The sequence below is a fragment of the Methylobacterium gregans genome (assembly GCF_022179245.1).
Lineage (GTDB): Bacteria > Pseudomonadota > Alphaproteobacteria > Rhizobiales > Beijerinckiaceae > Methylobacterium > Methylobacterium gregans.
The window spans coordinates 1-26,124 of the sequence record NZ_BPQM01000152.1; the positions used below are offsets into that span (position 1 = coordinate 1).

Here is a 26,124-nt window from a genome sequence, read left to right on the forward strand (position 1 = left end):
CCCCCCCCCCCCCCCCCGAATAGAGCGTCTTGAACGCAATCAGGAAATCTCGAAAGCAGGCTTTCGCCGTAAGGCGCCGCTTGAGAATGAAAATTTCGGTGATAACGTGATCGCGCCATTCCGTCATACGAAGCTTCATCCATGCCTGATCCAGCTACCATAGGCACCCTTGCCGCCTCAGCTCTAGCGATCGCTGCACCAGAGATTTTGAAGGCTTCGATCGGAGAAACAGTCAAGGATGCCTATAAGAATCTAAAAGACTTAATTAGCACGTGGGCCAAAAGCGACGTTGAGGAGCTTATAAACGATCCCTCTTCGCAAGGAAGGTCTATGATCATTGCCGAGAAGGTTGACAAACGCTCCGCCGAAGAGCAACAAAAAGTCAAGTATCTTGCTGATCAGTTGTTTAAAGAATTAGAAGGCCAGCGTAGTGTCGGTCTTGATATTGAAAACATAAAAACTAAACGTGTCGAGCTTGGGAATATTACGGCATATGACGGGATAGGAGCGAGAATACACGATAGCGAGATTGATGAAAAGCTAAAAACGGGCGATATTACTGTCGGGCGCTTGCCGGGAAAACGGTAGCGACAACGGATGCAATCCCTGCCGTTGTCGCAATTGGGGTCCAATTAAACAACTCAATCGTGCATGGTGGCATATTATTACAGGGCGCCCTGACGAAATCAGGGAAGAGCTTAGACGGACTGTGTGAGTTATTGAGCTATCGCGCAACGATGATCGAAGAATATTATCTTAGCATTGGCCACATGCATCGAGCCCGTCATTTTATAAAGCTACACGAATCACACATTTCAGCCTTACGTTCGGGGGAGCTTATCAAGGCTCACGAAATACTTAATGAAATCCAAGGTTTATTATTCGGGCCTAGCCCAGGATTTATGTACTTCAATGCTCCGCCCAAAGTGCCGTACTTGTATTGCGAAGAATATATAGTAAAAATGATAAAAAACAGCAATACGCCGGCCGAATCTAAGTCAATTTATGGGATATTTGGTGGTAGACATTGGCGCGCTCCAAGATCGTCCGTGTCGGATCAAGCGCACGCGATTCCTTCACAGGCACTAATTGCTGAATTTTATTCATTCGATGCATTTCATCAGCACAAGGAGGATTTTTTGTTATCAGTTTTCAGAGATCTGAACCTCGATAAAGAGGACAAATATGTTCGGGATCTTATTCGATTACCAAAAATACATCCTACTGGCGGCCGCGGGAATTGAGCAACAGAATGACGATAAGATGTTTTTATCTCATCAAATTGTGTTAGTAAGAGATAGGTTCTATAGATATGAATATGCCCGGTCGAACATTCGGAGGATATTCCACCATTTTAGGCTATGAATTTTCATACCTTCGTCGGCCGGGGGGCGTTCGTAATGCCTAGATACAATGATGCATGGACTGTCAAATTCGACGAATGTTACAAGTTCCTGCTTAAAGAAAGAAGTAATGGTTGTATATTACTTGAAATATTTGAGACATTCATTTCGGTTAGATGTAGAATGGTATCTAATAACGTCAAGCCGCCAAAGAAGCTTGAATGCGTGTTCATTGAAGATAGGCAGATATTTGCGGCGATTAGGTCGGACAATTCGTGCGACTATCAACTTGTTATAAGTCTTGGGCTGATGACAAGCTTGGTCATGGCTGCTTCTGCGATGGTAGACAGAGAAACTTGTTGTTTCGACCTTGGTCGCGACGGCAATCCGCTCGATGCTTATCCCGCTCAAGATTTTCAGTTAGCTTGGTCTGAATTAATAAAAAATTATCGAGAAAGTCCTTTTAGATTTGTCATGCCCGATGAGGGCTGGAGAATAGTATTACTTCACGCGATAGTCGACCGGACATTGGACATTATAATTTATCACGAAGTAATTCACTACACTAAAGGTCATGTCGATTTCGTATCAGGCTCGTCCGAAGCGGCTAAGTATGCGCCGATATTAGAGTCTAGGGCCGATGATGCCGCGATTTATGGTTCAAATTTTAGACTAGGTATGGAGGTTAGAAGGTCGAATTTCAATCAAGGCCCTTGTCTAGCCGGCTTTAATGGCTTTCCTTTCAAATCAGCAAGCGATTTGAGCGAGTTGGTTGCGTACTCCAATTGTTTAACATTTATACTTATAAGTATGAACGATTGTCTTGACGTTGGCGTGTCCGTCGAGGATTTGGAACACGGTGAGGATATTAGTATTGGATATCGTTTATGGCGGGCTGAGCAACTGGCCTTATCGCGCAAATGGAATGGCATTCCTTGGTCGGAGATAATTCGAAGAATTGCTAAATCTTTGGCTGCGGTAGAGTGCTCCTTCGGAAATTATCTAAATAATATTCGAAGCAATGATAAGTACTACAGACAGTACGATCAAAAGCTTAATCAACTCGATAAGGAAATTAGTTTCCAAGAAAAGGAGTGGGCGAAGAAATATGCGCGTATTCGCCCGATGCCAAGCTTGAGCGCGGATGAAGAAAAAATTTTGAATATGGATGCCACTACTCTTGAAGTGAGAACCCTTCAAGGCAAGGGATTTCTTGGAATGGCATTTCTGATTGTAATACCGCTATTGAATTTTTTCTTGAGACGTAAATTGCGATGACTATGCACTGTTATGTATTTGCCTTTTGTCGGTTGCGGAGATTTATTATATAAGTTATTGAGTTGATATGGTATCTCTGGAAAAAGATCCTTATCAATGTTGTAGCAAAAATCGATCGAACATTTACTGCATGGCGTCTTATGTTCGCTATTTCGCTACGCTGCGCATGAGCAGAAAGACCAGAGTTCACGCAACACAGGCCTTCCTCAAGTCTGCTCGGCGCTTGCGCTAAGATGTCTGATACCGGTCATGCAATTGTAGGGTTTGGAACTCCGCTCATGCCTGTACGGCATCGCATATGAAGGAAGTGGCCTCATCGCTTTTGCCTACGGGAACGTTACCACCGGCACCATCAGGCTCGGCGGTGGCGCTGCTCTCGACTACGCACTGCGGTGGCGCAGGGCGGCGATGCGCGCGGTCAGCGCGGCGCGCAGGTGCTCGACCTCGGTGTAGGCGGCCTCCGCCTTCTCGAAGGCGCCGAGACCCTCGCGGCGGATCTCCTGCGTCAGCGCTTCGATGCGCCTCACCGCCGAGAGGAAGCTCGGCGTCTCGGGCGCAGCGGTGCTGTCGGTACGGGTCCTGGTCATGGTGGGGTTCTCCTCGTGGTGGCTCAGTGGGTGGTTGCGTAAAGTGTGGCTGTGGTCAGGGGTTCGACCCGGGCGGGTACGACGCCATCCGGGAAGTGCAGCAGCAGGTCAGTCTCCGCGCGGGCCTGCTCGGCCGTGGTGACGACCCGGCCTGTCCCGGCCGCGATCACCAACCTCAGAGCGTCGCTCAGGAGATCGTCGTCCCCAGTCTCGTCGAGAGGGGCACCCTCATCGAGCGGGTCGATTCCGGCGGTGGCAACGGCCGACGCGGCCTTCGCGCTGACACCGGTGGCGGCGGCGAGATTGGCGAGCAGGCTCTGCTCGACCGCTTGGCCGAGCTGACACAGCCGCTCGTTGGCCAGATCGGCGAGATCGAGCATTACCCGGTCGAAGGCGGCCCCGGCCCGGGCCAGGGCGATGCGGCCGGCCGCCTCCAGTTCCGCCTCGATCGCGGCATCGAGGTCTGCCAGCGCCCGTTCGGCCCGGGTCCCGGTGCGCTCGACGAGCCGGCGCACCCGCATCGCTGCCGCCGTCGGGGTCGGCTCCGAGTGCGCCGCCACCGCGTCGAGCGCGGTGCGCGGTGTGCCGGCGTGACCCAGGCCGGTGATCAGGTTCGGAACCTCAGAACTCGCGGCAGCGTTCGCTGTCCCGAAGGCGTTGAGAGGCCGGAACGCCTCGACCGGACCGCCGCCTCGGCAGACCAGCGTCGCGGAGAGGCTGTGCTCCCGCTGCAGGCCCGCCACCCGGGCGAAGGCCTCGGCGAGTGAGCGCTCCGCCCCCGCCCCCTCGAAGATCGCCCAGACCCGGTGGATCCGGATCAGTTCGGCTTCTTCGAGCGGCTGCAGCACGTGCTCGACGTCGCGGCGCACCTCGCCGTGCTCGGAGACGACGAGGGCGATGTCGCAGGGATCCTCTGGCTCGCTCCAGGTCTCCGGTCCGAAGCGCCGTCCCTCCAGGCGCAGCCGCTGCAGCGTGCGCTCGCGGTCGAGATCGGCCTCGAGCGGAACCTGCCCGATCGAGAGCAAGCCCATGACCTTGGCCTGGACGCCGGCCCCGCGGCCAAAGCGCTGGCGCAGGCTGGTGCGCAAGCTGAGCGTGACCGTGCGGTTGACGAGCCCCGCGGGATCGAAGTCAGGACCGTGCTCGGCCCGGATCTGGGCAAGCTCGGCCGCGTCGAGCCGGGCCTTCAGCCGGGGTGGATCGTTGGTGAGGCGGGCCTCGGCTTCGCCGAGCAGGATGAGATGGCTGTCAGGCCCGTTCGGCTCCAGCGTGAGCACGCTGGCGCGCACCGTGTGCTCGCCGCGCAGGCGCTGGCGCAGCCAGCCGATCAGGTCGCGCAGCTCGCCGACGACCGCCGCGTCGGCGTGAACCGCATCGCCCGCATCGGGCAGGCCTCGGTGGGCGCCCTCCGGCAGTGAGGCCGGGCGCGGCGGTCGGGGCGGTGAGTCCGGCCCGTGATGGAATCTGTGATGGCGCATAGGAGTGTTGGGATCCGTGTTGTCGTGTGGGTGTCGCGAGCGCCCGGGCTCGTGCGCGGAGGGTCGAGGAGCAGCGTGAGACGAGGTGACTGAGGAGCGGATCCGGCCGCCCGGATGCGGGCAGCCGGATCAGCGGTGCGCCGCGTTAGTCGAACAGAGGGCCCTGTCGGGCGGGGCTGGGATCGGCGGGAGCGTCGGACACTGATGCACGCGCTGATCCGGCCGGATCAGGACCGATTGTGCGGGCGATCGCGCTGAGGCGGGCGTAGCCCCCGGTGCGGAGTTCGCCGCGCAGGATCTCCGAGAGGTCGGCGAGCAGCGCCTCGGCGGTGTCGCAGGCGCGGAAGGCCACACCGTCGAGCAGTGTCGGCGCGCCGGCCCGGCGGAACAGCACCGGCACCGGCAGCACGGCGATGCGTCGCATCAGCCCCTCGTCCGAGAGCACGCGGTGCGCGAAGCCGGGGCCCGGCTCGACCACGACCGCGTCGAGGGTGCCCCAGTCCCACTGGTCGTAGGCTGCCCCGAAGGCCTCGTGCAGCGCGCCGACCGAGCCCGGTTCCTCGTAGGCGACGGGCAGCCGGATCAGCTCGAGCAGGCCCTGATCGAACCAGCGGGCGAGCGTCGCCCCGAGCGGGTGGGGCGCGGCATCGTCTGGCTCGATCAGCACGACCCGCCGGAGCTTCTGCGGGACTGGAAAGCCGCGTTGGCGGTCCCATAGTCCATCCGCTTCCAGTACCGCCTGCGCTGTCCGATCCTGTTCGCGCCAAGCCTGGAGGAAGGCGCCGCGCTCGAGCCCGAGCACCTGCCCGGTCAGGCCCAGCAGCGGATCGACTACCAGAGTGAGCAGCAGGGTGTGCTCGCCGACGAGGTGGTCTGGGTCAAGCAGGACACCGGAGGCCGCCTCGACTTGGCGTAGGAAGGGGCCGGAGAGGACGGCGCTGAGCCGGCCCGGGCGGTGCGGATCGAGCGGCTCGAGGGCGAGGAGCAGCCCGTCCCGGTGCCGGCGCGATTGCCGGACCTGGGCGCGGACCCAGAGGCCAGTCGGGGAAAGCGCGCAGCCGGGCTCGTTCGCGCCGGACGGCGCGTCGTGATCTGTCATGGTGGGAGACTTTCGTGATGCGGGATTAGGGGATCGAAGGAGCCTCGCCGACCTCGGGCGGACGCTGTGCGAGCGTCGCCCTCCGTCATCCCGTCGTCAGGTCATTCCGGGGTTTCGAGCGAAGGTGCCTTCGCCCTGTTCCCCATTCCTGTTCTGATCCTTGCCCCTTCTCTTCCCCGATCCTCGTCCCGAGCCGGTACCGCGCATCCGGCGGCACCGGCTCAGATGTGCATGCCATTCTCCCGGTCTTCGTGTGATGTCCAACGCAGGGCCAAGCCCTTACCGCACAACCGGCATTCGGCCTCGGGTGTTGTCCAACGCACGCCTCCCAAAGTGTCGTCCAACGCATCCGATCCGAAGCCCGCGACCTGAACGGACTACCTGTCCCCCGGACCGTCTGGATCACCGCGTCCACGCCGCCCGGTCCTGCACGTCGTACCCGGTCCGATCTTGTCCTCTCGCGGTTGCCGTGCCAGTTCCGGGAATGGCGGCGGCGGTGGCGGGACCGGCACGGGCCTCGTCGTCTGCGCCTCGGCGCGCTTCTTCACCGCCTGTTCCAGCTCCGCCCACATAGCCAGCGAAACCTGGTCGAACGCCCACGCGCCGTCGTCCACGTCGGTGCGGAAGGCGTGGGCGGCCGCGCGCCATCCGTAGCCTTGCCAAGCGTGGCGGCCGATGCGCGGTACCCCCGGTGCGCAGGCCGTGATCAGCGCTGCCACTGCCGCCTCGTCATGCCCGGTGGCGCGCAAGCGACGGGCGATCAGCGCATCGACCCGCGAGGGATCGGGCCAGCGGCCCTGCCAGCGCGCGAGCAGGTCGGCCCGGTGCGCCCAATACAGCGGCGCGTTGGCGTGCGGTTGGACGCCATCCGGGTCGATCCCGCGCCCGAGACGCGAGCTCGGGCCCTGCCCGAAGCGCCGCTCGAAGACCGCGATGAAACGCGAGATGAGACGGCCCAGCCGCTCGCAGATCGCCCCCGTCGCGGTCAGCACCTGCGCGTAGATCCGCTGCCCGGGATCGCCGGAACCGGGTGCAGCGGACTCCGGTGGATCAGCAGCGGCGATGCGCAGGCCAAAGCGGCTGCGGCCGAGCCCGAGGCTGAACCGGAGATGCTCGCTCGCCTCGGCCAGGGCGGCCTGCTCGTATGGCCGGTCCCGGTTTTGCGCGGTGAGCACGACCTCGTGGCGCCCGTCCCCACTGTCCAGCACCAGGGCCGGGGCAAAGCCCGTCGCCTGGAGCTGCCCGACCTCCTCAATGCGCAGCCCGGAGAGAACGAGATGGTGCCGCTCGTCAGAGATCGGCGTTAGGTAGACGGCGCTGTCTCTCCCGGCCGCGCGCTCCAGCACCGCCCAGCCGGCCGCGATCCCGGCCATCGGCCGGGGCGTGAGTTGCACCAGCCGGTCGGGCGTGGGCGATCCGGCACGCTCGGCCACGACCCGGTAGCGATCGGCCTGCAGCCCGTCGTCATAGAGGCCGAGCAGGCCGGACAGGGGCATCCGGCTTCTCTCGGGCCGTTGCAGCGGGCCGAGACGCGGCAGCGGCGTTCCGGCTCGTCGCGCGAGGCTGCGCGCGCTCGGTGCGGCGCGCGGAGCCGGGCCGACAACGATCGCCTTGAGCAGGGGCGCGACGTTCAACTCCGGATAGAGGTCATCGTAGGCCTCGCGGTCCGCCCGCGCCGCGACCTCCGCCTGCCGGGCGACGGCGAACAGCGCCGGATCGATGCCGGGCGCGGCCCTTGGCGACGGGACCGCCGGTGCCCGGCGATGGCCCGGCAAAGGTGGAGCACCATCGCCTTTCAGGGCCGGCTGGAACGGGCCGAGGCGCGCCTCCAACTTGGCCCGACTGGCCGCCCGACAGGTCGAGGCTTTGAGCACGATCCCGTCCACCACGAAGACCGCGCCGGACCCTTTGGCAGCGTAGGCGATGCGGTGTTCGGCGAGGGCTGTATGAAGATTGGTCCATGAGGCAGCCCGCGTCACGATCGGACCGGCGACCTCGATCACCCGCCGCGCGGCGCTCTCCTCGCCGCGGTACACTTCCGCTCGCGCCGCGCCCGCCGGCAAGGCATCGCCTGGATCCACGCTGCGGGCGACTAGGGCAGTGGATGCCGCCGCACGATGGGCTTGCCGAGCGCTTACCGCCGCGACGAGACGGGCGCAGGCCGCTTTTGGCGTTGGTGCCGAGACCGCGCGCAGCCGCTCAATCACGCGCTCGGCCCTGGCCGCGTCCAGATCCGCACCGGCACCAAGCTGCCGGGCTTCGGCGGCCCTGACGCGCGCGGCGTGGCTCAAGCGGGCTTCGGTGAGGCGGCGGGCTGCGCGGGCCTTTGCGTTGCTCGCACCAGCCTGTCGTAGGTTTCGTCGCACCGCTTCTTCAGCATCTGGACCTCCGTGCTCAGAGCCTGCATCTCCAGGCCATGGCGATCCTGTCCGGCCCGGATCTGCCTGACCTCCTCCAGCACGGTCCGGAGCAGTTCGAGCAGCTTCGTCTGGCGGTCGATCGTGATCAGTTGCCCCTCCGAGATCGCCGCGAGCGGGTCCGCCTCCGCGTCGAGCTCGCGCAACATCTTCAGGATCTCGCTCGTGTCCTGATGCGCGCCCGTGGCCTCGCGATGTGCGCCGATAGCCTCCCGCGCCGCTCGCTCGATCCAGGGCATCGTGGGCGGCCCGCCCGTGTGTCCGGTACCGGATGACATGCTGCTCTCCCGTGTGGTCTTCGAGAACCTCGAAGTGCGCGCCGGGCTCGCGTTGCCAGCCCTGGGCGTGCTCGATCCGGGCGATCCCGCGCCCGATCGCGTTGTGGACGAAGGCGACCGGGGTCGACCTGTCCGCATCCGGTGCGACGCGCGAGATCAGCGCGTGCAGATGATGATTGCCCGACCCGCCGAGATGCAGGGTCCAGAGCACTTGGTGACCGCGCAGGTCCAACTCCTCGAGAAGGATCGCGAGCGCCTGCTCGATCTGGCGTAGTGTGGGCTGCTCGCCCGCCCGCCAGGACAGCACGATGTGCTCGATCGGGCTGCGGGCGCGGGGTGCACCCATCGCGGTGGCGATCATCTCCGCGACCTGCCCCGATCGCGTGTCGGCGATCAGGTGAAGCTGCCCCTGAGCCAGCACGTCGCCGCGCTCTGCCCCACCCGCGCCGCGATCGATATACGCGGCCAGCTGCGTCACCTGCCGGGCGACGGGGGCGCCGTCGCGGCGCTTGTCCATGCGCTTGCCGATCACGACGGTGGCTCGGCCAGATGCGCGATCGCGCGGCGGATCTCGTCGAGCGCGAGGCGTCCGTGCTCGGCCATGCCCGGCGTGCGGATGGCGATCTTGGCGAGCCCTCCGAGCCGGCGCAATTCGCGGATCAGCTCGGCATCGACCTGCGCAGTGATGTGCAAACCGAGCAGCCGCCGGCGGGTAAGCGCGGCGAGCGTGAGGCCGGCGGCCTGCGCCTCGCCGAGAAGGCGCTCGTACTCCTCCTCCGTGAGCCGGATCCCAACCTGCTTGGTCAGGTTCCGTTGCTCGGTTCCGCGTTGGCCGGGCATCGCGGCGGTCCTTCTCGGGTTGCTTCTGGGGAGCTTCTGGGACGGGGTTTCGGGGGCTCGCCCCGACAGGTGAGCTGGTGTGAGAAGCGTCAGCGCCGAACGGCGGCGTCTCGTTGCGGTCCGCGCCCGGCTCGGCCGGCGCGGATAGCAAAGAGCATCCTGCCCGCTTCGTTCTCCTCGGGATCGTCCTTCCGGGAGCTCCCGCTCGCGAACGCCGGAGCGCTGGCAAGGCGTGCGGAACCGGTAACAGCGCGCCGGAGCAGGTTGGCGACGCTTCCTCGCACCCCATGCGCAACAGGTCCGAAAGCGGCTGAGATTCGACGGGACGACATGAGGGAGGCTTCACTCCGGGACCGCTCATCCGCACGACCTGAAACAGATCGATTGAGCACCCAGACAACACAGCCGATGACACGCGATCTGTCAAACAGATGTACTGATTTTATCTTGCGAATCGAGCGCGAAAACGCACATTGCAAGCATATCTATGGGCATTATTCGCTGCCATCCACTTGTCAATTCTCTGCTCAAGCGTGACCATGGGCTGGTCGGGTTCGGAACCGCCGCCCGACGCGATCCCACGCCAATCAGCGAGATACGCGATGACACAGCCGCGAACCCGGCCAGCGCCGATCCTCCGCAGCGAGATGGACACCAACCAAGCAGCCCTCGCTGCGCTGATGCGGGAGCCGCCACTGCCGCAGCCGCAGCGGATCACCACGGCCGCTGCCGTGGCCGAGCTCGCCCCCGACATCCGCGCAGCCCTCAAGGCCGGCCACGCGCTCGACGAGATCGCTAAGCGCTTGCGCTTCGGCGGACGCGCGCTGAGCGCGCAGCAGCTGCAGCGCTACCTCAGCCGCTGCCAGACGCGCGCGGCCAAGAAGAAGAGCGAGGTCAAGACAAGCGCGACGCCGCCCACGCCCCGGGGTGCGACAGCAGCCCAGACGCCGGATGCACCGACGGTCGGTCCGTCGAGCCGTGGCGCGAGCGTGCAACCGGACTTACCTTCACGGAGCACGTCCGCGCCCGCGACGGCGGCGGTCGGCTCGGGTGCAGACGGTCATGTCCCCGTCACGGCAGCCCCGTCATCGGCCTTGACGCCGACCGTGCCCGTGGGCGGCACATCGCCTGGTCCGGTCTCCGGCGCGACAAGCCTGGCGACGGATGCCAGTCCGGCCCTGGCGAAGCCTCAGAGCGCGGCCTCGCCCGCGACCGACGGCCGGTCGGTCGCGCAGGCACAGAGACGATCCATCGACATGCTGACGCGGACCGCACCTCCGAGCGCGAAGGTCGATCGTCCGCATGAGCCGAACATCACTTGGCGTGGAATGGGTACGACGACACCGTCGCGAGACGATACTCCTGCCAACCTGCGGCCTGAGCCCGGCAAACTGCTCTGAGCGCTCGCGTGACCGTCGCTCTGCCCACGGCACAACCTGCCGCGGGCAGAGCTGCTGTCGGTGCCAGCGGCGCCGTCGACGCCGATAAAACAACGGCTCTGGCGTCAAGACGACGGACGTGCGACAGCTCGGCCATGACGTGTATCGCCGCAACACCCTGCGCTCTGTGGTGGCGCTCCCTCTGAGGAGCGGCACGACACGTCATCTCACGAGGACGAACCCTGCCGCCGTTGTCCGGCAGGCCTGTTCTCGATCCCGACAGCTTTTCCGACACGGCGGCTCCCATCCGGAGAACCGCGTATGTCCAACATCCCCGCCGCCTCATGCCCCGTCGTCCTGACGGGCGATCGCCCGACCGGCCCGCTCCATCTCGGCCACTTCTGCGGCAGCCTGCGCAACCGCGTCGCGCTCCAGCACGACCAGTTCGTCCTGATCGCCGACGCGCAAGCGCTCACCGATAACGCCGACGACCCTGGGCGCATCACGAGACACGTCATCGACCTTGCCCTGACGATCTCGCCGTCGGGATCGATCCGAACCTCACGACGATCTGCGTGCAGGCGGCCCTGCCGGCGCTGTGCGAACTCACGCAGCTGTTCCTCAACCTCGTCACGGTGGCACGTCTCGAGCGCAATCCGACGATCAAGGAGGAGATCCAGGCGCGCGGCTTCGGGCGCGACATCCCCGCCGGCTTCCTGTGCTATCCCGTGGCCCAGGCCGCCGACATCGCAGCGTTTCGTGCGACGCTCGTTCCGGTGGGCGCCGATCAGGCTCCCATGATCGAGCAGACCAACGAGATCGTGCGGCGCCTCAACCGGCAGGTTGGGCACACGCTGCTGCCGGAGGCACGCGCGCTGATCCCCGAGAGAGGTCGCCTGCCCGGCGTCGACGGGCGTGCAAAGATGAGCAAGTCGCAGGGCAACGCTTTCGCCCCGTTTGTCGACCGAGGACGCGATCCGCGCGGCGGTGCGTCGGATGTTCACCGATCCCGACCTCTACGTGTCACCGACCCGGGCCGGGTCGAGAGCAACGTCGTGTTCACCTACCTCGACGCGGTCGATCCCGACCGCAACGCCGTCGCCGCGCTGAAGGCGCACTAGGTGTTTGATCCCGCGGTGTGGTGGTACGATTGACCACCATGCTGCGAGGGATGCGCTATGGGCCAAATTCTTCACGGAAGCGCCCGCACGACAGAGGCAGTCCGTCGCGCGATACAGCTACGTCAAGAGAGCGTGAGAGCGGCGGCCAAGCGCTACGGCGTCAGCCCGACGACGATCCAGAAGTGGCGGGATCGGGAGACGACGGCCGATGCCGCCATGGGGCCGAAGGAGCCGCGCTCGACCACGCTGACGCCGGAGGAGGAGGCGATCGTCGTCGCCTTTCGGCGGCATACCCTGCTGCCGCTGGACGATTGCCTCTACGGCCTGCAGCCCACGATCGTACATCTGACCCGCTCCAGCCTGCACCGGTGCCTGCAGCGACACGGCATCAGCCGCCTGCCGGAGATTGAAGGCGACAAGCCCGAGAAGAAGCGCTTCAAGCAGTATCCGATCGGCTACTTCCACATCGATATCGCACAGGTCAGCACCGAAGAGGGCAAGCTATACCTGTTCGTGGCGATCGATCGCACCAGCAAGTTTGCTTTCGTCCGTCTGGTCGAGAGTGCCGGCAAGATGGAGGCAGCGCAGTTCCTGCGCGATCTGATCCTGGCGGTTCCCTACCGTATCCACATCGTCCTGACGGATAACGGCATCCAGTTCACCAACCGCAAGAAGGATGCCTATGCCTTTGCGCACATCTTCGGTCGCGTCTGTGCCGAGAACGATATCGAGCACCGGTTGACCAAGGTGAACCATCCCTGGACCAATGGTCAGGTCGAGCGGATGAACCGCACGATCAAGGATGCAACGGTCAAGCGCTACCACTACGACAGCCACGAGCAGCTCAGAGATCACCTCCATCTCTTCGTGGATGCCTACAATCACGCCCGTCGGCTCAAGACGCTGCGCGGCCTGACACCCTACGAACGCATCTGCCAAGCCTGGATCAGAGAGCCCGAACGCTTCAGAGCCGATCCGTCACACCACATCCCGGGACCGTACACCTAGCGCCGCGGTGGTCTCGGCGACAACACGGTGAAGCGGCGGCTTGAAACCGTGCTGCTCGATCTGCTGGCTCCAATCCGGGATCGCCGCGCCGCATGGGCGGATCGTCCGGACGACGTCCGCGATATTCTGCGCGACGGCACTCGCCGCGCCCGCGGGGTCACGCAATCGACGCTGGAAGCAATCAAGGACGCGCTCGGCCTGTACCGCGTGGGGAAGTGATAAGCACTTGCTTCACGGCGCAGTACACAGAACGACCGCGGGTACGACAGGCGAAACGATCCTGAGCGCAAGCGTAGTTTCGTTCCGTCTGCTGAACAGCGGAATGCGAACACCTGACCCGAGGCGGACATTCCCACCGTTCGCTTTCGGGCAGCTACCGAGCTTGCTCCGATCGGAAGAGAGCGACGGTCCGTCGCATCATCAATGGATAAATTAGGTGGCCCAAGGGTGCCGTTGCCATGGCAGATCTTTCGTTCCTGCCCTACGACAATGACCATGCGGATCCTATGTGTGGAAGCATGCGCAGGGACGATGAGATCGAGACCTACGTCGCCGCCGGCAAACGCAATGCCGAGGTTATGATGCTCATGCGCAATTGGTGCGCGCATGCACGTGCCCAGCGCATGGGCGGGGTCGGCATGATCGAGCAGATGACAGGCCTTCCAATTAGTCATTTCTCTATGCAATGCGACCACGCGCCGGCGGGCGGCATGGCTGCGTTCGACTTCGGTGACTCCGCGCTCGACTTCTACGACCGCAACTGCGCGACTTGCGTCGTGCGCAAGCCTGTCGGGCTTCCGAATCTTTCTAGGCTAGTGAACGAGCGCGAGGAACAGCGCAGAATCGCCGCCGCGCGGTTTCAAATTGAGCAAGCTCAGGCTGCAGAAGCTCTGAAACTTCGCAGCGACGCGCGGGCTGCCCTCCGCAAAGATTTGGACGCAGTCAACCAAGCGATAATCGACGATCTTGACGCCTACGACCGTGAGCACGACGAGGTCGATCGTACGCGGCTGTCTGAAACGGCTCGGCTGGCGCCCGAGCGCATCCACAAGAAGCTAGTTGATCTGCTGTTCGACCAGGCCAGCGCCTCGGCATCGCTGGCGTTGGTAGCGCTCGATGTTGCAGCGCAGGTCGAACCAAAGGAGTTGCGCACCCTGCTCCTTGCTCAGCGCGTGTTCCGCGGCCACTTGGAGACCCGGCTCGCGCACAAGATTTTGCTCGTCAATCTCTGTGTGATGAAGGACGGCGACATTACGGAACTCGTGAGCGCGGCGGCCGAGCTTGCCAGTCCAGACCGCAGCCACTTTCTCGGTGGTGAAGGCCCGCGCTCCTCGCCCAAGCTCTTGCTGGCAATGTGGAAGGAAAGGCCGGAAGCGGTTAGAGCTGGCATCGATAGGTTGCTCGACCTAAAGACGACTTCGTCCTCGCAATTGGCCGGCCGGGCGATCAGTCTCATCATTAGAATTGATCCCACCGCCGCCAAGACATTCGTGCTCGCGGTGGCGTCGCGCTATGTCCGTGCCAATCAACTGCTGCCTGACCTGGGCGACTATGCGAGCTTGGGCGACATGGCTTGGGCGATCGACTTGATCTTGAGCCTAGAGCCGGAAGCGCTTGATGCGAGCCTGCAGGACTTAGCAGTCGGCGCCTCCATCGAGGCCAAACGCAATATAGCCAACATCTACGCTGAGGCATGGCGCGGACATTTTCGAAAAGGCAAGGAGAAGCCGCATCCGATCGACAGGCTTAAGCTCGGGCTTGACCGGCTGCTATGGCTGCCGACCCAGATTTTCGACAAAAATGTTCTACAAACCGTTTCTGATGCATTCCGCTATCCGCCCGATGAGGTTTGGCCGCTTCTCGAACAAGAAGCCGACAAGCTCATCGGCGCAGCTTTGCTGCTAGACGACTTAATCGCCCACAAGCAGCGCGGGCAGAGTGAAGGCGCCGACTTTCTGGCCCGAATCGAATGGCAGAACTTGCGCTCGTCTGCGTACGGTGTAGTTGAGCAGTTCTTGAACGCGGCAGCGAAGGCCGCGAAGACGAGGGAGGCCAAGGCACGCTTCATCGCCGCGATCCAGGCTATCCCCGAAGAACGCGGCTTGCTCCGCGGCATTGCTACCAAGGCGGCGACGAGGATGGCTGGAGATGTGGAAGGCCTAAAAGCTGTGCTGTCGACGCTTTATTCGGGCTTGGTCGGCGCTGACGTCTTGGGCCGTGCATATGCGGCGGAAGCGCTTTCTAAAATTCCGGCGCGTGGCCGCCAGAACCTGCCCGAACTCGTCTACGAAGCATTTTGTGTACTGCTACTCGACCAGTTTGTCGCGGTGCATACGGCGGCGGTTCGGGCGCTTGGGCAAATTTCTTTGCCTGATAATTTGAAGCCACGCGCGGCTTTTGCTCTATTTAAATTAGTATCAGTCTATTCTGAAAGCAAAGATAATGACGATTTCCTTATAGATTGCATCGATGAACTTTCCCGGCACATCGACCACCTCCCGAATCCCGATAAGCTCCGCGAATTTCTGTGTCATGCAACTCTCAAAGCTCAGCCGCTTTATGTACGCTCGGAGGTGCGGAGCCTTATTCATTCACTGAAGCAGTGCGACGACTTTCCCCTAGTCGTTGCCCACGTGCTTCCGCAATATGCAGATAATATGAACCAGCATTACGACGAGAGCAATCTCGTCGCGGCGATGACGCCAGAAGGTGTCCGCAAGCACAGAGCGCGATTGTTCGAGGTTGGAAAAGGTCTGGCAGAACCGGCAATGTGGCTTGCGACGTTGATCGCTGATGCCCTTTACCGCGCCGGCGCGCGGGACGAGGCGGCCGACCTACTTGAGCATATGGCTAACCTTTTCGGCAGTACGGTCAAGGATCAGAGCCGTGCGTTGTTCGTCGGCTTTCCATTGCTGGCCTACAGGATGGAGCAGGCGCTCGACGCCGGCGACAATGCTGCCTGGGCAAGGTTTGCCGAAGAATGGGATGAAGCCGTCACCTTACAAAAAGCGATAATGGACGACCGCCGTGCACGCGATTCTCGAAGCCGTTTTCCCTTCTCGCATTAGGGCAGTACGGGCGCTTCTCGCGCCTGGCAGCCCCAGCGCGGCGACAGCGCTCAGCGAAGCCGCCGATGCGGTCCAAAACACGGTAAACCATGTTCATGACGAGGCCAGCCAGACGAATTGGCAGAATTTGGCAGAAATGGTCGGTATCGCCGCCAAGCTCCGCAGGTGGCACCAAGCTGTGCGAGACGGAGAAGCGGAGGCGGACCGACATCTGAGGGCCACACGGCTCCAGCGATCTGAATGGCTCACGGCAGAAGGCAGCTATGGTAGTGAGCTCAGAACCATTCTCGGGGTAATCGATGGCGATTTCTCGCCAAGCGATGTCGGCGCCTTGCTGGAAAGGCTAGCGCGTGTGCCCTTTCCCGTTGCAATATTTACAGACGATGTGCGTGAACTTCCGCGCTGGCGGCCGGATGAGATCAATGACAAACCTGAACTTGCCATCGCCTTTCTTGAGTTCAAAATAAATGGTCAGGAGGCGGCAGCTATCCACAGGCTGCCGGCCAATCAACTCCACGATCTTGAGCTAACGTTGCGTGTCTCGCGATGGCCCGAGGAAGCCGAGCGGCTGGTGCTAAAACCGGTGTCAGTCGAGCCGGAAGATTTATGGGATCTGCCTGAATTCGCGTTCAATCGACCTCCGGGAAGCGCGTCTTTCACGCTCCAAGCTCACGGGCGATTGTCTATCAGGATGCGGACCTCGCTTGGCGCGCGTCCACTCGAATTTCGCTATTCCGCAGAGTTCTCGCCTGTCAGCGCCGAACAGCCAGTAGCGGTCGCCGGGCAGCGTAGCCTTAGGCTCGACAGTTCAGACGCGAGCGATCATCTCGCGACCGGTTATCCTTCTCTTGACAAACGTCTCATCGCACTGCGCGATTCTCTTCGCGCCGAGCCGCGCATCTCTGAGCAAGAAACCGGCATTGCGCTCAAACTTGCCAAGCCCCTCGCGAATCTCGTTGGGCAGGCGGTACAGGATAATATCTTCCCCAAACCTATCGACGAAACCACGCTCGAAAGACGCGTGACAGAGCATCTGCGTCGCCATCCCGAAATCGGCTTTGAGTTGGAGGTCCAGGCACAGTCGGGCGGCGGCCGGACTGATCTCTCGTTCCGGCAAATCCGTATTGAGCTCAAGGTCAAGAATGATGCGCCCGTGACATCGGAGGATTTGAACCGGTTCGCGCTGCAGGCTGCAGCCTATGCGGCTAGCTCGGACAAAACGATTGCCATCCTCTGTATCCTCGACGGGTCAATCAAGAAGACCCCGCCTGTAACAATGGCGGAAGCGGTTCGGATAATTCCGGTCCAGCCCGGCGACCGACCCATATACGTGATCGCGTTTGTTTTCCAGGGCAATCTGGCGCGCCCAAGCGACCTCTCACGATAGACAGCAGGTGAGTAATGGCTAAAGGGCGCTTACCTGTCGCGCCTCGAATGTTCGATGGACGCAAGATCGAAGGTCTGCTTCTCGGCCGAACGTCAAGGTCCGAAAGTGGCGGATTTCGTCGAGAAACTCGGGATCGGCCCGAAGCAGCATCGCCAGCCGCGGCTCCAGAAGAAGATTTTACTCCCGTATTGCTCTGGATGCGCAGCTATCGTGGCATCGTATCTCTGGTGAGAAACAAACATTCTCCGGCGACCTATGCTAGGAGACGTTTGGCGCACGGTCCCGGCGTTTTACAACAAAATCGGCGCACAGCTGCGGCAATGAGAGACTGATTCGGATGGGGTTCTGCCGGTTCGATCTGGAGCGCAGACGCTATAAAGCGGACGTTGCCTTCCCACCTGCTCCCGGCCCCAATAGCGGAAGCGCCGAACGTCCCGCTGTATGCCGATAAACAAACCAGCGTGATACAACGGGTCGGGGAGCGCGGGAGCATGCTCGCCGTGACACGAGTGCGCCACAAGCGATGTTCGACATTGGCCCTGACGAAGTTGCGTTGCTCAACGACATCGACTTACGCGAGCTCGTAGGTCGGCTGTGCGAGGCTGAGCTTGCAAGCCAAGGGCTCTCGACCGCCGCCGTGACCTGGGGCGGCAATCAAACGGCCGCCGATGGTGGTCTCGACGTGCGCGTCTCCCTGCCCATTGGCGCGCTTGTCGACGGTTACATCCCCAGGTTTTCGACGGGGTTCCAAGTCAAGACTCCAGATATGCCGAGAGCGGCAATTATCGCCGAAATGCGGCCGGGTGGTGCGATCCGGCCTGTCATCCAGGAACTTGCCGACGAGGCGGGCGCCTACGTCATTGTTAGCTCGCACGGATCAACCGCCGACATTGCTCTGCGCAACCGGCGAAACGCTCTGCGCGAGGCTCTTACCGGGGTTGCGAATGCCGCTCAGCTCCATACCGACTTCTATGATCGTACGCGGCTTGCGAGTTGGGTGCGACAGCACCCCGGGCTGATTACTTGGGTTAAGGAGAGGGTTGGCCGAGCTCTCGTCGGTTGGCGGCCTTATGGGCCATGGAGTGGCGCCGCGGAGGGCGTCGAGGCCGAGTATTTGCTCGACGACAAGCTGCGCCTCCATCTCGGCGGCCAAGGCGACGCGAACGCGCAGCCTGTCGCTGACGCGATCGACGAGTTACGGGACGAGCTTGCTCAGCCTCGCAAGATGGTGCGGTTGGTCGGCTTGTCGGGGGTGGGCAAGACCCGCTTTGTCCAAGCGCTCTTCGACGCGCGCATCGGCTCGCGTCCCCTTCCATCGTCGCTGGCCGTCTATACCAACTTATCGGACAACCCCGACCCGCAGCCGACAGGCCTCGCCTCCGACCTGATTGCGAACCGCACGCGCGCGGTCTTGATCGTCGACAACTGCCCTCCTGATCTCCACCGCAGGCTCTCGGAGCTGTGCGCCGCATCAGGTAGCATGGTTAGCGTCCTCACGGTCGAGTATGATGTGCGCGACGACCAGCCCGAGGGGACGCAGGTTGTCACATTGGAGACGTCCTCGCCCGAGCTGATCGAGAAGCTGGTTCAACGCCGCTTCCCGCACGTGTCCGAGGTTGACGCGCGCACCATCTCCGAGGCGTCTGGCGGCAACGCCCGGATCGCGGTCGCCCTCGCCGAGACGGTCGAGCAGTCCGAGACAGTTGGCGGCCTCTCGGACGACGACCTCTTCCATCGCCTGTTTCGCCAAAGGCACGCCCCCAACGATGCTCTGCTCCTGGCGGCCCAAGCCTGCTCGCTCGTCTATTCCTTTGAAGGCGAGGCGCTGGCGGGCGATAAGGCGGAACTGCCGCGTCTTGCGGTGCTTGCGGACCAGACGCCCCGGGAGGTCTACCGGCACGTTGGCGAGTTGCTCCGACGGGATCTTGTCCAGCAGCGCAGCGTGTGGCGCGCCGTGCTGCCGCATGCCATCGCAAATCGGCTCGCGGCACGCGCTCTTGAGGATACGCCGTACGACTTGATCGATCAGCAATTGGTTACGGGCGGAACGGATCGGCTCGCCCGCTCCTTCTCGCGGCGGCTGGCATTCCTCCACGAGCATCCGCTCGCCATCGCCATCGTCGAGCGGTGGCTCGCGCCCGGCGGCTTGCTGGGCGACACGACGGCTCTAAACGACCTCGGCCGAGCGATGTTTGAGAACGTCGCCCCAGTTTCGCCCGGGACCGCTCTCGCGGCCCTGGAACGGGCCAGCGGTGGCGATCCTGAAGTGGCCGTAATAGTCTTGAGGCAACATCGGTCGTTGCTTCGATCTCTAGCCTATGACCCGCTCCTGTTTGAGCGCTGTGCCTCTTTGCTGGCGCTTGCGGCGACGCAGAGCTCGGACGAGCGCAAGTCCAAAGAAGCTTCGGACACGTTCGTTTCGCTCTTCACAATCTACCTGTCAGGGACGCATGCCACGATTGAGCAGCGGCTACGCGTCATCGAGCGACTGCTCCGATCCGGCGAGGTCAGGCAACGCTCGCTCGGCTTGGCCGCCTTGGATGAAGTTCTGGAAGCGACGCACTTCAGCTCCTTCGATCGCTTCGAGTTCGGGGGACGGTCGCGGGATTACGGTTACCAGCCCAGGAGCGACGAGGACGTCACCCGATGGTACCGTGCCGCGCTGGCGCTGATCGAACGGTTGGCGTTCACCGAAGAGGTGCTCAAGCCTGAGTTGAGCGGTCTGCTGGCGCGAAAATTTCGCGGGCTATGGACCTCGGCGCATATGTTTGACGACTTAGAGGGCCTGTCGCGCCGGTTCGCCGCAGACGGGTTCTGGCGAGATGGCTGGGCTGCATGCCAACAGACCATGCGCTTCGACAGTGACCGGCTAGCCCCGGACAGCTTGTCGCGGCTGTCCGCTCTGGAGGCCGTGCTTAGGCCGTCCAACCTTTCGGAACGGGTCCGGGCGGTCGTGCTAGGCGGCTGGTCCGGGGGACTCGACCTAGAGGATATTGACCTCGAAGGCGACATCACGAGCGAGTACGAGCGGCTTGAAGCGATCGCGACTGAGCTTGGCGCGGCGGTTTCAGCCAATGAGGCAATTTTTGCAGATCTGCTGCCGGACCTCCTCCGTGGCGGAAACCGGGCCTGGGCGTTCGGTCGTGGGCTCGCAGGCACACTGGAGAACAGCCGCGCCACATGGTCACGGTTAGTGAGGGGGCTTGAGCAGATCCCGCCGGAGGACCGCAACGTTCAGGTGCTCCGAGGATTTCTCGCCGAACTCTGGGAGCAGGACAGGGGCCTTGCGCAGGATCTCCTCGACGCCGCTCTTGACCAGCCGACCCTGATCCCGTTCGTTCCGGTCCTGCACTCGGCGGTGCAACTCGACGCGCGAGGTGTCGAGCGGCTGAAGCAGGCACTCAACTCGGGTCAGGTGCCGGTCTGTATGTATCAAAACTTGGCGCTTGGCCGAACGACGGACCATTTGGCAGGCGCCGATTTGAGAGATCTACTCCTTCTTATCGCCGACAAGCCAGAGGGGGGCGAGGTAGCAGTCAACGTTCTCTTTATGCGTCTCTTCTCGGATAGCTCGACACAGACGCAGCATGAGCCCGAACTCCTAGAGGCTGGTCGAGAGCTTCTGCGGCGCATCAGCTTTCGGAAGGGCAACCAACGTGGCGACCGTGAGCTGGCGAGGGTCGTGCGAGCCTGCCTTAATGGACCGGGGGCCGCGCTCCTCGCAGCGGAAGTCGCCGGCCGGCTTAAGAGGGCCGTGGCCGCCTCCGAGACCTACTCGTTCGACAATGACGACCTCCTGAAGGCTCTGCTAGCTGTCCAGCCAAAAGCCGTTCTGGATGCTCTGTTTGAGGGAGATGACCAGCAGCAACGGGCAGGTATTGGCGTGTTCGATCACCGGTCAAACCCGGCGGACGAAATTTCGTGCGAGGACCTCATTGCATGGTGCGACCAAGACCGCGAGAGACGCTATCCCCTCGCGGCTTCGTTCGTCACGTTCGCGCGTCGCGCCGAAGAGAGCGGGCCCAAGGTCTGGTCGGAGCAGGCAAAGGCTCTCCTCGCCTATGCGCCCGACCCCCGGAGCGTGCTGGCGGTGTTCGTCGAGCGGTTCCGGCCCACTAGCTGGAGTGGCTCGCGCGCCGCGGTAATGGAGGCGAACGCTCGCCTGCTCGACAGCCTAGAGACGGATGTCTCGGCGAGCCTCATGCCTATCGCGATCGACGCGAAGGCCCAACTCGCGCAAGAGGTTACGAGAGAGCGGGAATGGGAGACGGCGAGGGATCGAGAACGAGACGAAAGATTCGAATGATGCCAATCGGTCCGGCGCTCAGCCGATTGTTCGACGCTTAGTCTGTTTTCGGGCAAATACCTCGAGTTCGCTTCTGGCGCAGAGCCGAAATTGCTGGAGTGCTGACGAACAGCCGCTTTCGAGAAGCGCCGATGGCGGTTTGGGTGGCTGGATTAGGTCGCATACGGAACGTCCGCTTCCGGCCGGACCGCCAGCTTGCTCTCTCGGCGAATGGCGGGTCCACCGCCATTCCCCAAGCTGTGGAGCGCTCCAGAACGAGCGTTGACCAAGGTCCACGCCAATGGTCCATTCCCTAGGTCCGATGCCGCTTAGGACGGGTGATCGAAGGTCTAACTCCTTGATGTCGTACCCCTTCGGCTTTGGCTGAGAATCCTGGCGCCCCAGCCAAGCCTCCGCTAAGTCATTGATTTGATTGCAATCTGCTTGAGGCCGCCGACGCGGTCGAGCCGATTGTACGCAGAGCTGTTGCACGCGCTTGTCCACCGGGGCAGGCCGTTGACGATTTGTTCTAACGTCTACCGCCGCGGAGCGGTATACTGGTGGCGTAGGCGATCCCGTTGCGATGAGCGGACACGACCGGCTGGTGCCTCTGTTGAGGGGAGTTCCGCCACGGTCGCTCCGAGCCTGGGCACGACCGACCCATCCAGTGCGCGCAGACTCGGCTGGGCGCTCAACGCGGAAAGCCTCCGCGTCCGGGATGATCCCGCCATGCGCACTGCCAGCCAGATCTGCGACCACCTCCGCGCCTATGTCGATCGGGAGCGAGGCGCGCGGTTGACGCGTCTGCAGCGCGACCTCGATCCGCCGCGTGATCCGCTCGTCGGCGATTGGCCCACGCTGATTGAGAGACGCGCCCGCGAGTACCGCATCTTCGGACGCCTGCAGGCCCTGGCCGCCGAGGAAGGTTTCGAAGCCGGGTACGACAGCGAACTCGATGCTCGTCTGAAGCAGGAAGGCTTCAGTCCGCTGGAACGCGGGGCGATTAGGCGGCGCATCACGAATGGCTACCTGCGCGATCTCGGACGCCCGGATGAAACTGGGCGGCTCACGCCGCCCCGCGCCTACCTCGAGGCGATGCTGATGAGCATGGACGAGCCCGTGACCGAAGCGGGCCTGGTCCGATGCCTGCGCGGCCTCGCGGCTGTCTCCGGCCATGTCTCGCGCGAGTTCGCTGCAACTTATGCCGAGGCCCGTTGCGATCCGCGTGAGGCCTGGGGCAACCTCTCTGCCATGCGAGCCAGGGGCGAGATGCCACGCGACGAACTGGGCTGGGCCTCGTCCGACTTCGATGGCGCCGACAGCTTTGAATGGGGCGACTTCGAGATCCATGCTCCGCCGATACTTCGGCAGACCGCGAGTGATGATGTTGGCGGTCCTACCCCTCCCCTATCCGAATCTGCCCGCCATCCCGCACCCGAGCAGGGCCCTGCACCGGCTAGGAAGCACCCGCCCGCCGCGCCAGCACCGGCGTCGTACCCTTCGGAAACGGAGGCCGCCGCTCCAGAAGCGGATTCAGGTTCATCGCGTGTGCGGTCCGAGTTGGATTGGGTGGATGCCATTCAAGCCATCGCCGACCGCGCTACAGATCGCGAACAGCGAGCTCAGGATGATGCGAGCACGGGCGTGGAAGCCGTCTCCGAGCCCATCACGAACTCTCTGACGACGATGGTCGAAGATCTGATCAGCCACAAAGGCACCACCTGGGACGAGAAGACCCAGCGGCAGCATCGGGCCGTCGCCAGGATGCTGGGCGACATCGCCGGCACCGACGACCTCCGTCGGATCACGCACGCGCATCTTGCTGCCTACGTCCAGAACCTCTCGAACCTGCCTAAATCCTACGGCAAGAGTTCACGCGATGCGGATCTGTCAATCGTTGATCTGGTCGAGCGTGGACGAACGATGCGGGCCGCGGGTCAGGCCGCGAAGGTTGGGCTCAGCCCCGCGACGGTCAACCGGCATATCACGCAGCTCTCGACGATCGCGAGGTACTGCCGCGCCAAGCAGCGCCCGATTGGGCAGGTCGAGCTCCTGAGCGATTTCCGGCTGATCGACCCGGAACGGGATGGCGAGAAACGACCGGCCTTCGAAGTCGACGAGGTGGAGACGCTGTTCGCGCATCCCGTTTGGACCTCGACGGCCTCGGAGCCGGAAATGCTGCGGATCGCGCAAAGGCAGCAGATCTTCGCGGCCATCTACTGGCTGCCACTTCTCGGCTACTACTCCTGCGCGCGCCTGTCCGAGCTTACCTATCTCGAACTCGGCGACATTGACGTGGAGCGGGGCACGCTCAAGACCCGGCCGACACGCCGGCGGCGTCTCAAGAATGCAGTGTCTTGCCGGACGCTGCCAATTCATCCTGAACTTATTCGCCTCGGCTTCTTGGATTTCTTGCGGACCAAAGCGGGCGGGCGACACGATCTGATTTTCTCGGAGATCGCACAGCTTGGCGAGAACACACCCCTGTCGAACCTGTTCGACAAGCGCTGGACAGTCGTTCTGGACGAGGCCGTGCCGCCGGCGCGGGAGGAGGGAAAGACGTTCCATTCCTTTCGGCATTTCGGCAACATGGAGATGATCAGGCGGTTGGTGCTCGATCCGATCCGCGAGTCGATGCTGGGCCATGAGGGCGCCAAGGTGAACTCGCGCAACTACAGGAAGATGCTCAAACCCGAAGACCTGCTCACGGCCATTGCGGCCATACCCGAGATCACGCGGGATCTGCGGACGTATGACTGGGCGCTTCTTGGAACAGTGATCACGGACGGCTCGTCGAAGGAGTGCCTGATGGGGAGGCGACGGCGATCAAAACGCCCGTCATCCTCTTCATCGGCTCATCCATTCACGCGCAAAGACGACGCTGTGGGATCTGGACGGTCTCTGCCGATAACGGAGTTCCGTTCACGTCCAGACCAGAAGCCGCTCCACGCGACTTGAAGCCTGATGCGGCGCGCCCCGATCATACAGCCGACCCTCGCCGCTTCTCCAATGCGTGCGCTCAAGCGACTCAGCTGGCGTTTCTCATTTGCGCCGATTTCGATGAAAACCTCGGGATCGGCCCAAAGCAGCACCGCCAGCCGCGGGTTTAGAAGAAGATCCTACTTCCGGATTGCTTAGGATGCGCGCCTATCGTGGCATCCTATCTCAAGCGAGGCACAAACATTCTCCGGCGACCTGTACTGGGCGACGCTTGGCGTATGGTCCCTAAGTTTTTCAACAAAATCTGCCACTTCCGGCCCTTCGATTAGGGTTGTTAGAATGGCCGCTCGTTACCCGATTGCGGACCATTTAGCCGGGCACTCATCGTGGCCTGATCGGCTGGCTTTGGACCGGGCTGATTGAGAGGATCAGCCAGGACCGGAGGAGTCGGACATGCGGCGAGGTCAGAAAACGAGCGCGGAGCAGGTGGTGCTCAAGCTGCGCCAGATCGAGGCGCAGACGGCGCAGGGCAAGAGCTTGGCCCTTGCCTGCAAGGAAGCGGAGATCTCCGAGCAGAGCTATTACCGCTGGCGCAAGGAGTACGGTGGCCTCCAGGTCGATCAGGCTCGGAAGATGAAAGACCTGGAGCGCGAGAACGCCCGGCTGCGCCGCCTCGTGGCCGACTTGTCCTTGGTGGGTCAGGTGTTGGCGGACGTCGCCTCGGGAAACTTATAGCCCCCGAGCGACGCCGGCAGGCGGTGGACGGCATTCGGGAGAAGTACGGCCTCTCGGAACGTCACGCCTGCTGGATCGTCGGCCAGCATCGGGGCACACAGCGCTATGTGCCCACTGTGCCGGCCGACGAGGATGCGCTGACCCGCGCCATCGTCGCCCTGGCGTCCGAGTACGGACGCTACGGCTACCGCCGTGTCACCGCGCTGCTGCAGGCAGACGGCTGGCAGGTTGGCAAGGATCGGGTTCAGCGCGATCCAAGCGTCGCGAGGGGCTGAAGGTCCCTAGCCGGCATAAGCCGCGCAGCCGCCTCTGGCTGAAAGACGGCTCGGGCAAACGGCTGAGACCGCTCCACCGCAACCACGTGTGGAGCTTCGACTTCGTGCAGGGGCAAACTCACGACGGCCGAAGCCTGCGCATCCTGACGCTGATCGACGAGCATAGCCGGGCGTGCTTGGCCCTGAAGGTCGACCGGCGCATCAACAGCCTCGGCGTCATCGAAGCGCTGGCGGATGCGATGTGCCTGCATGGCATCCCCGAGCATATCCGCTGCGACAAAGGCCCTGAGATGATCGCGAAGGCACTGCGCTGGTGGGTCAGCAAGGCTGGCTCGCAGGCCCAGTACATCACGCCGGGCTCGCCGTGGGGATACGGGTACTGTGAGAGATTCAACGGCAAGCTGAAGGACGAGTGCCTACGTCAGGAGATCTTCTACTCGCTGAGGGAAGCGCAGATCGTGATCGGCCTATGGCAGAACATCTACAACTGCGTTCGGCCGCACTCATCCCTGGGCTATCGGCCACCTGCGCCCGTTACCTACCCAGATCTGGCCTTCCGGCTACCCATGGTAGCGGCCATGCAGTAGCCTCTCATTCGGCTCGGTC

General features: G+C 62.6%; 17 protein-coding genes and 3 pseudogenes. 13 read left to right on the forward strand and 7 right to left on the reverse strand.

Features of this window, described 5'->3' with window-relative positions; translation table 11 throughout:
* The first annotated feature begins 141 nt into the window (after positions 1 to 141).
* The 3 genes from MFF54_RS24885 to MFF54_RS24895 all read left to right on the forward strand — a co-directional run bounded on the left by MFF54_RS24885 (position 142) and on the right by MFF54_RS24895 (position 2,621).
* Complete coding sequence (locus MFF54_RS24885) at positions 142 to 588, forward strand: Het-E N-terminal domain-containing protein (RefSeq protein WP_238306885.1); 447 nt, start codon at positions 142 to 144, stop codon at positions 586 to 588.
* A gap of 149 nt (positions 589 to 737) precedes the next feature.
* Positions 738 to 1,244, forward strand: a complete 507-nt coding sequence (locus MFF54_RS24890; protein ID WP_238306886.1) for a hypothetical protein — start codon at positions 738 to 740, stop codon at positions 1,242 to 1,244.
* 324 nt (positions 1,245 to 1,568) lie between these two features.
* Positions 1,569 to 2,621, forward strand: a complete 1,053-nt coding sequence (locus MFF54_RS24895) for a hypothetical protein (protein WP_238306887.1) — start codon at positions 1,569 to 1,571, stop codon at positions 2,619 to 2,621.
* A gap of 380 nt (positions 2,622 to 3,001) precedes the next feature.
* Here MFF54_RS24895 and MFF54_RS24900 read toward each other — a convergent pair whose 3' ends face one another.
* The 7 genes and pseudogenes from MFF54_RS24900 to MFF54_RS24930 form a co-directional block, all read right to left on the reverse strand.
* Positions 3,002 to 3,208 (reverse strand): hypothetical protein, encoded by a 207-nt coding sequence (locus MFF54_RS24900; RefSeq protein WP_238306888.1) that lies wholly within the window; start codon positions 3,206 to 3,208, stop codon positions 3,002 to 3,004.
* A gap of 23 nt (positions 3,209 to 3,231) precedes the next feature.
* Positions 3,232 to 4,686: an exodeoxyribonuclease VII large subunit gene (locus MFF54_RS24905; protein WP_238306889.1), complete on the reverse strand. Its 1,455-nt coding sequence runs from the start codon at positions 4,684 to 4,686 to the stop codon at positions 3,232 to 3,234.
* Between the two features lie 145 nt (positions 4,687 to 4,831).
* Positions 4,832 to 5,785: a hypothetical protein gene (locus MFF54_RS24910; protein WP_238306890.1), complete on the reverse strand. Its 954-nt coding sequence runs from the start codon at positions 5,783 to 5,785 to the stop codon at positions 4,832 to 4,834.
* Between the two features lie 377 nt (positions 5,786 to 6,162).
* A complete protein-coding gene (locus tag MFF54_RS24915) occupies positions 6,163 to 8,076 on the reverse strand; it encodes a hypothetical protein (protein WP_238306891.1) in 1,914 nt (637 codons plus the stop codon).
* Positions 8,073 to 8,480, reverse strand: a complete 408-nt coding sequence (locus MFF54_RS24920) for a hypothetical protein (protein ID WP_238306892.1) — start codon at positions 8,478 to 8,480, stop codon at positions 8,073 to 8,075. Before MFF54_RS24920 ends, MFF54_RS24915 begins: the two co-directional genes overlap by 4 nt.
* Positions 8,481 to 8,595: 115 nt before the next feature.
* Positions 8,596 to 8,997, reverse strand: a pseudogene (locus MFF54_RS27885) (relaxase/mobilization nuclease domain-containing protein); the annotation flags it as partial.
* Between the two features lie 11 nt (positions 8,998 to 9,008).
* Positions 9,009 to 9,320, reverse strand: coding sequence for a plasmid mobilization protein (locus MFF54_RS24930; protein WP_238306894.1), 312 nt, complete (start codon positions 9,318 to 9,320; stop codon positions 9,009 to 9,011).
* 647 nt (positions 9,321 to 9,967) lie between these two features.
* Here MFF54_RS24930 and MFF54_RS24935 point away from each other — a divergent pair.
* The 10 genes and pseudogenes from MFF54_RS24935 (at position 9,968) to MFF54_RS24975 (ending at position 26,105) form a co-directional block, all read left to right on the forward strand.
* Entirely contained in the window at positions 9,968 to 10,720 is a 753-nt protein-coding gene (locus tag MFF54_RS24935; RefSeq protein ID WP_238306895.1) for a hypothetical protein, read from the forward strand.
* Between the two features lie 300 nt (positions 10,721 to 11,020).
* A pseudogene (locus MFF54_RS27690) lies at positions 11,021 to 11,128 on the forward strand (hypothetical protein); the annotation flags it as partial.
* Positions 11,129 to 11,274: 146 nt separating this feature from the next.
* Positions 11,275 to 11,820 carry a hypothetical protein gene (locus MFF54_RS24940; protein ID WP_283206319.1) on the forward strand — a complete coding sequence of 182 codons (546 nt, stop codon included), beginning with the start codon at positions 11,275 to 11,277 and terminating at the stop codon, positions 11,818 to 11,820.
* A gap of 57 nt (positions 11,821 to 11,877) precedes the next feature.
* Positions 11,878 to 12,828 (forward strand): IS481 family transposase, encoded by a 951-nt coding sequence (locus MFF54_RS24945; RefSeq protein WP_238306896.1) that lies wholly within the window; start codon positions 11,878 to 11,880, stop codon positions 12,826 to 12,828.
* 27 nt (positions 12,829 to 12,855) lie between these two features.
* Positions 12,856 to 13,047, forward strand: a complete 192-nt coding sequence (locus MFF54_RS24950) for a hypothetical protein (RefSeq protein WP_238306897.1) — start codon at positions 12,856 to 12,858, stop codon at positions 13,045 to 13,047.
* A gap of 239 nt (positions 13,048 to 13,286) precedes the next feature.
* Positions 13,287 to 15,896, forward strand: a complete 2,610-nt coding sequence (locus MFF54_RS24955) for a hypothetical protein (protein ID WP_238306898.1) — start codon at positions 13,287 to 13,289, stop codon at positions 15,894 to 15,896.
* Positions 15,856 to 17,283 (forward strand): hypothetical protein, encoded by a 1,428-nt coding sequence (locus tag MFF54_RS24960; RefSeq protein WP_238306899.1) that lies wholly within the window; start codon positions 15,856 to 15,858, stop codon positions 17,281 to 17,283. Before MFF54_RS24955 ends, MFF54_RS24960 begins: the two co-directional genes overlap by 41 nt.
* A gap of 523 nt (positions 17,284 to 17,806) precedes the next feature.
* Positions 17,807 to 21,589: a P-loop NTPase family protein gene (locus MFF54_RS24965; protein ID WP_238306900.1), complete on the forward strand. Its 3,783-nt coding sequence runs from the start codon at positions 17,807 to 17,809 to the stop codon at positions 21,587 to 21,589.
* A gap of 708 nt (positions 21,590 to 22,297) precedes the next feature.
* The gene (locus tag MFF54_RS24970; RefSeq protein WP_238306901.1) at positions 22,298 to 24,526 is read left to right on the forward strand and encodes a site-specific integrase; all 2,229 of its coding nucleotides are present in this window, start codon (positions 22,298 to 22,300) and stop codon (positions 24,524 to 24,526) included.
* Positions 24,527 to 24,961: 435 nt separating this feature from the next.
* Positions 24,962 to 26,105: pseudogene (locus tag MFF54_RS24975) on the forward strand (IS3 family transposase).
* Positions 26,106 to 26,124 lie beyond the last annotated feature (19 nt).